At 57.8% G+C, this 6982-nt stretch carries 6 protein-coding genes and 1 tRNA gene; 5 read left to right on the top strand and 2 right to left on the bottom strand.

Translation table 11 applies throughout. The features are described from left to right. Positions 1 to 2 precede the first annotated feature (2 nt). Positions 3 to 77: transfer RNA gene (locus AC2FD8_RS07160), tRNA-Glu, on the top strand. Positions 78 to 340: 263 nt separating this feature from the next. Here AC2FD8_RS07160 and AC2FD8_RS07155 read toward each other — a convergent pair. After that, a complete protein-coding gene (locus AC2FD8_RS07155) occupies positions 341 to 1744 on the bottom strand; it encodes an MATE family efflux transporter (protein ID WP_496854870.1) in 1404 nt (467 codons plus the stop codon). 314 nt (positions 1745 to 2058) lie between these two features. Between AC2FD8_RS07155 and AC2FD8_RS07150 the strand changes: the two genes are divergently transcribed. The 4 genes from AC2FD8_RS07150 to AC2FD8_RS07135 all read left to right on the top strand — a co-directional run bounded on the left by AC2FD8_RS07150 (position 2059) and on the right by AC2FD8_RS07135 (position 5588). Further along, positions 2059 to 2619: a TRAP transporter small permease subunit gene (locus tag AC2FD8_RS07150; RefSeq protein ID WP_496854868.1), complete on the top strand. Its 561-nt coding sequence runs from the start codon at positions 2059 to 2061 to the stop codon at positions 2617 to 2619. Then, a complete protein-coding gene (locus AC2FD8_RS07145) occupies positions 2616 to 3944 on the top strand; it encodes a TRAP transporter large permease (protein WP_170677494.1) in 1329 nt (442 codons plus the stop codon). Before AC2FD8_RS07150 ends, AC2FD8_RS07145 begins: the two co-directional genes overlap by 4 nt. Positions 3945 to 4010: 66 nt before the next feature. Then, on the top strand, positions 4011 to 5051 hold the full coding sequence (locus AC2FD8_RS07140; RefSeq protein ID WP_496854866.1) for a TRAP transporter substrate-binding protein: 1041 nt from the start codon (positions 4011 to 4013) through the stop codon (positions 5049 to 5051). 111 nt (positions 5052 to 5162) lie between these two features. Further along, complete coding sequence (locus AC2FD8_RS07135) at positions 5163 to 5588, top strand: VOC family protein (protein WP_496854864.1); 426 nt, start codon at positions 5163 to 5165, stop codon at positions 5586 to 5588. Between the two features lie 79 nt (positions 5589 to 5667). Here the strand turns inward: AC2FD8_RS07135 and xylA are convergent, their stop codons facing one another. Beyond that, positions 5668 to 6975, bottom strand: a complete 1308-nt coding sequence (gene xylA / locus AC2FD8_RS07130) for a xylose isomerase (RefSeq protein WP_496854863.1) — start codon at positions 6973 to 6975, stop codon at positions 5668 to 5670. Positions 6976 to 6982 lie beyond the last annotated feature (7 nt).

Here is a 6982-nt window from a genome sequence, read left to right as displayed (position 1 = left end):
GTGGCCCGTTCGTCTATCGGTTAGGACGCCAGGTTTTCAACCTGGAAAGAGGGGTTCGATTCCCCTACGGGCTACCACTTCACTGGCACTCAAAATCTGGCATAAAATCTGAAGTACTGGGTATGGTTTGAAGCTTCTTCATCTTTGATGCTTCTTTCTTTTGACTTCTGTCGGCGCCTTTTCAGTAGTTATTGCCACTGGTCTATTCGCGCAAAACACTCGGGCAACCCTTTGTTCCTGCACCCTTAGCCTCCGCGAGCGTGTCGTGCCTGTCGACCACCACGATCACAATCAGATCGTCAAACCAGAGGCCATGGTCACCCGGCACAGGCGCCGGGTGCTACCACCCGCGACGGCCGAACAGGGAATGCAGACGGTTCTGGCTGACAAACGGGTCGATCGCCTGCGAGCGTTCCAGCCCCGATACAACGCGGCCAACCAGTATCCAGCTGATCACGGCGAAGATGATGCCTCCGAAAGCCTGCCCCAAAAGAACTCCGGACGCCCCGGCCAGCGTTGACCCGATCGAGGCAAAGACCCAGGTGCCCACGGTGTGGCGGCCCCAGTTGATCCATGTGGAATAGACCGGATGGCCCAGGTTGTTGAAGCTGGCATTGGCGACGAAGATGACCCCGTTGAAGAACGACGCTAGCGCCAGTGGTCCGCAGAACAGGTAAATCAGCACGCGCGTCTCGCCCTCGGCGGCGAACAGATCCGCGATTGGTGCGCGCAGCATAAACAGGACCGCCGCCATCCCAAGAACGTAGATCGCGGTGAATTTGATACCTGACAGAAAGGCCTCGCGCACGCGGGTGAACTGCTCGGCCCCGAAGTTCTGACCGATGATGGGGCCGATTGCGCCCGATAGCGCAAAGATGACCGAGAACGCCACGGGTAAAAGCCGCCCGATTACCGCCATTCCGGCCACAGCATCCGTTCCATACTCGGCGATTTCACGCACGACGATGGCATTGCCGATCGGTGTCGCCACATTGGTCAGCACCGCCGGGATCGCGATGGCGCGGACCGGTTTCAGATCGGTTGCGACCTGTCGCAGCGATGGGCGGGCGAAGCCTTGATGAACGCGCAGGGCAGGCCAAAGCGCAGCGGCCAGCATGCAGATCCGCGCCAGCACCGATGCAATCGCCGCGCCGTCCAGCCCCAAACCAACCGCGAAGATCAGGATCGGGTCGAGAACCGCATTCACCACACCGCCATAGATGGTGGCCATCATGGATCGCCTTGCATCCCCATGCGCCCGCAGAACCGCCATGGCCACCATGGCAATCGCCATCACCCACATGGTCGGCAAAATGATCGAGACATAGCGTGCTGCAAGTTTCAGCACATCGCCCTCGGCCCCCAATAGAGACAACAGTGCGCTTAGGTTCCAAAGCACCAACACCGGCGTTATCAGCCCGACGCAAAGACCCAGCGTTGCCACGCTGGAGGCATATGTCCGCGCTTCCTCCGGCCGCCCTGCCCCCAAGGCCCGTGCCGTTAGCGCTCCGGCCGAGATTGACAGGCCGATATTGATCGCATTGGTGAAAAACAGCAGCGTTCCCGCATATCCCACTGCGGCGGCCAACGCGTCATTCCCAAGCATCGAGATGAACACCATGTCGACGAAATCGACCGCAAAGATCGCCATCAGGCCAATGCTTGTCGTCAAAGACATGCGCGTGACATGTCGCATCAGGCTTCCACTCAGGAAAACGGCTTCGCCTTGGGATTGATTGGCCATGTCTTACCTGCTCTGCGACGGCGCTTGGGTTCCGTCACCTTCTCAGATGGCAGCGCAGCGTCAACTGTTTCGTTTGGCCCAAAAGGCAGGCAGTTTCTGCAAAATCACCACCGAAACGGGTTTTGCGAACTTTGAACCGAAGCCGTGCTTGACAGAATCCACCCATCTCGTTCTGATACCAGCGTGAGCCAAAACACTGAATCAAACCAATGCATTGCCCGGATCGCGCGCTGCTGTCAGCATCGCTCTTGGCATAGTTGCGTTCGGTCTGATGACCCCAAACGCCTGAAAGTCTGCCTCTCGTGACCGGACCCATGATGACTTATGTGCGGTTCATCGACCGCGCCAACCGGATGCTGGGTCGCGTGATCATGTATGGCATCTTCGTAATGATGGCGATCCTGCTGTATTCCTCGGTTTCCAAGACGTTCTTCGTGCCATCGCTTTGGACGCTGGAAATGGCCCAATTCGCGATGGTGGCCTATTACATGCTGGGCGGGCCTTACGCGATGCAGATGGGCGCGAATGTTAGGATGGATCTGCTCTATGGCGAGTGGACGGATCGTAAGAAAAGCCAGATCGACGCGCTTACCGTGTTGTTTCTGATCACCTACCTCGGCTTTCTGCTGTGGGGTGGCTGGGACAGCTTGATGTATTCGTTCCAATATGGCGGGGAACGCTCCTCCTCGGTTTGGCGGCCCTACATCTGGCCGATCAAGACCATCATGGTCATCGGCATTTTTCTGATGCTGCTTCAGGCGATATCCGAACTGTTCAAGGACATCCTGCGCCTGAAAGGCTTTGACATGGGCAAAAAGGATGATGAGCCCGTCCACATGGCCCCGGAAGACCTTGAAGGAGGGCATCGCGGGTGAGCTACGAACTGATTGCCGCGCTCATGTTCTCGACCATGATGCTGATGTTGCTGACGGGCCAGCGGGTCTTTGGCGCGATTGGCTTTGTCGCAGTGATCGCCGCCTTTTTCCTGTGGGGTGACCGCGGAGGATACGATCTTGGCTTTGCGGCGGCGATCAAGGTGATGCGCTGGTATCCCCTTCTGACCCTGCCGATGTTCATTTTCATGGGTTACATCCTGTCCGAATCCCGGATTGCCGATGACCTCTATCGGATGTTCCACGTCTGGATGGGTGGGCTGTCCGGCGGGCTGGCCATCGGGACCATCGGCCTGATGGTTCTGATCTCGGCAATGAACGGCTTGTCTGTGGCTGGTATGGCGATCGGAGCCACCATCGCCCTACCCGAGCTGCTACGCCGCAACTATGACAAGCTGATGGTCACCGGCGTGATACAGGCCGGATCGTCTTTGGGCATTCTGGTGCCACCCTCGGTCGTGCTGGTCCTCTATGCCATGATCGCGCGTCAACCCGTCGGGCAACTCTGGCTGGCCGGCGTGATCCCCGGCTTGATGATGGCCACGATGTTCATCATCTACATCGCCATCCGCTGTCGCATAAATCCTGCACTCGGCCCGGTGATGAGCGCGGAGGAACGCGCAGAGGTCACATGGGGCGAAAAGATGCGTCTGCTGGGCGCTGGCCTGCTGCCTCTGGGCATCTTCGCGGTGATGATGGTGCCCTTTGTCAATGGCTGGACGTCCCTGGTGGAAAGTTCGGCCCTTGGTGCCATTGCGGCCTTTCTGGCGGCCGTTCTGAAGCGGCGCATGACATGGCAGGTCTTTGAAACCTCGATCAAGCAGACGCTGGGCATCACCTGCATGTTCATGTGGATCATCCTCGCCGCCCTCGCATTCGGGGCTGTCTTCGACGGTCTAGGCGCGGTCAAAGCAATTGAGAATTTGTTTACCGTTCAACTCGGCCTGAACCCGTGGATCATCCTGATCCTGATGCAGTTGAGCTTTCTGCTCATGGGAACATTCCTTGATGACACGGCCATGCTGGTCATCGTCGCGCCCCTTTACGTGCCGCTGGTCGGCGCGCTTGGGTTTGACCTGATCTGGTACGGTGTGCTCTACACGATCACCTGCCAGATCGCTTATATGACACCGCCTTTCGGGTATAACCTGTTCCTGATGCGGGCCATGGCCCCGCCTGAGGTAACGATCAAAGACATTTACCGCTCAATCATCCCGTTTGTCTGCGTGATGGCTGTGGCACTGGGATTGGTGATGGCCTTCCCCGACATTGCATTGTGGCTTCCGGGCATCGTCTACGGAAACTGAGCATAAGAAAAAGAGAAGCCGGGAAAACCGGTTCGATTGTAACAAAAAGCACAGGAGAGGAAGACAATGACAACAACAAGACGCAGATTTTTACGCACTGCAGCTTTGGCCGCGCCTGCGACACTGGCAGCGCCGGCAATCGTCAAAGCGCAGGCCCCGATCAAATGGCGCTTTCAGACCTACGCAGGGGGTGCGCTGGGTGAACATGTGACCAAACCGGCCATCGATTACATCAACGCCAACGCCAATGGCGAGCTTGAGATCGAGCTGTTCTATGCCGATCAGATCGTCCCCACCGGAGAGCTGTTCCAGGCGCTTCAGCGCGGCACCATCGACGGGGTGCATTCGGACGATGACTCGATGGCGTCGCCCACGCCGCTGCGCGTGTTCGGAGGATATTTCCCCTTTGCAACCAAGCACATCCTCGACGTTCCTGTCCTGTTCAACCAGTACGGTCTGGCTGATATCTGGCGGGACGAATATGCCAAAGTCGGTGTGCAATGGCTGTCTGCCGCTGGTCAGGACCCGTGCAACTTCAACACCAAGAAAGAGATCACCTCGGTCGCTGATCTGGATGGGTTGAAGCTCTATACCTTCCCGACCGCTGGTCGCTTCCTTGCCAAGTTCGGCGTGGTTCCGGTGAACATCCCTTATGAAGACGCCGAAGTGGCCGTTCAGACGGGTGAGCTGGATGGCATGGCATGGTCCGGCATTACCGAGGACTACACGGTCGGTTGGGCTGATGTGACCGACTACTTCCTGACCAACAACATCTCGGGCGCATGGATCGGATCGTGGTTCGCCAACCAAGAGCGTTGGAACGAGCTGCCGGATCACCTGAAATCCGTCGTGATGGCCGGGATCGAAGCCGGGCACACTTATCGGAACCAGTGGTACTGGGGTGGCGAAGCGGCGTTGCGGGCCAATGGTGACAAGCTGGAGCTGCGCTCAGTTCCGCCCAGCGAATGGGCCGAGGTGGAGAACGCGGCCAAGGAGTTCTGGGACGAGATTGCTCAGGAAGGCGAAGTCCACCAGAAGATCATCGGCATCTTCCAAGAGTATAACAGTGTCATCAATCAGGCTGGCGTGCCCTACAACTTCGAATAAACAAACGGGCGACCCCGCGCAAAGGGGTCGCCTTGCCAATTTGTCATCCACAGAAACCAACCGACATGCTAGAGGTCCTGAGACACCGAATGTTCAGGGCAAGGGCAGAGCATGAAACTGGAATTCCATCACATCAACTTCGTCGCCGATGATGTTGATCGCATGCACGATTTCTACACCAACGTGCTAGGGCTGGATGACATCCCGCAGGACAATTTCCCACGGACCGAGGCCGGCAAGGACAGCGGTTATGACGGCAAGATCCGCTTTGCAACCGAGGGCCACATGCAGATGCATCTGGCCGAACGCGCCTTTGACGTCGCCTTCAAAAACGGTCAGGTCATCAACCCGGTGGAACGCGGCCATATCGCCTTTCGTACCGATGACCTTCCTGCGTTCTTAAAACTACTGGACGAACGCGGCATCCCCTATTCCGACTACGGCACCACCTTCGCGAAAGAATGGCATCAGGTCTTCTTTCAAGACCCCGAGGGCAACGTGATCGAGGTTCATCAACAGGTCGCTCAGAGTGACTAACCAAAAAAAGGCCCGCGCATTCGGGTCGTGCAGCGGGCCTTTGATAGAATTGCGGCGCGAGCCGCCCAAACCTGACTGATTAGACGAACCGGTTGACGTAGTTTTCCAGAATTTCCTGCCGACCGGATCGAGGCTGAGGGTTGATTTCCTCGGCCAGTACACGGGCCGTGATCTCATCCAGACCAGAGGACAGCATGGATTGCGCGGCTTCTGTCGACCAGCCCGCGTATCTCTCCTCCAGCGCGGCCTCCAGCCCGCCATCTTCGATCATGGCGGCGGCCGCTTTCAAACCGCGCGCGCAGATATCCATACCACCCACATGCGCGGCGATCAGATCCTCGGCGTCGATCGACTGACGCCGAATTTTCGCGTCGAAATTGGTACCGCCCGTGGTGAAGCCTCCGGCCTTCAGGATGTGATAGTAGGCCAAGGCGACCTCGGGCGTGTTGTTGGGGAACTGGTCCGTATCCCAACCCGACTGATAGTCGTTGCGGTTCATGTCGATGGAACCCAGCATGCCTTCAGCCGTCGCAGTCGCGATCTCATGCTCAAAGCTGTGACCGGCCAGAATGGCGTGCCCCTGTTCGAGGTTCAGTTTGACCTCATCTTCAAGGCCGTACTTGCGAAGGAAGCCGATGCAAGTGGCGGCGTCGTAATCATACTGATGCTTGGACGGCTCCTGTGGCTTGGGTTCGACCAGAATGGCGCCCTTGAAGCCGATCTTGTGCTTGTACTCGACCACCATGTTCAGGAACCGGCCCATGTGATCAAGCTCAGCCCCCATATCGGTGTTGAGGAGCGTCTCATAGCCTTCACGCCCGCCCCACAGCACGTAGTTCTCACCACCCAGCTTGTGGGTCGCATCGATGCAGGATTTCACCGTGGCAGCGGCAAAGGCAAACACGTCCGGATCAGGGTTCGTGCTGGCCCCACCCATCCAGCGGCGATGGCTGAACATATTGGCGGTTCCCCAAAGCAGCTTGGTGCCCGAGACCTGCATCTTCTCACCGATATAGTCGGTGATCTCTTCCAGAGTTCGCAGGTTATCCGCATAGTTGCCCTGTTCGGGTCTGATATCCGCATCATGCCAGCAGAAATAGGGCTGGCCAAGAATGTCGAACATCTCGAACGCGATGTCGGCTTTCAACTTGGCCCGGCCCATATCATCCTGCGGATGCCAGGGGCGTTCGAGCGTCGGGCCACCAAACGGGTCGCCCCCTTCCCATGCGAATGAGTGCCACCACGCGACGGCGAAACGCAGGTGATCCTCCATGCGTTTGCCCATGACGACCTCGTCCGGATTGTAGTGACAAAAGGCGAGCGGGTTCTTGCTGTCTTCGCCCTCGTACCGGATCTTTTCGATCTCTTGAAAGAAACCACGCGCCATTGTCTTC

This window comes from Ruegeria sp. YTSC192 (assembly GCF_059609705.1).
This window is presented reverse-complemented; position numbering and strand designations above follow the sequence as displayed.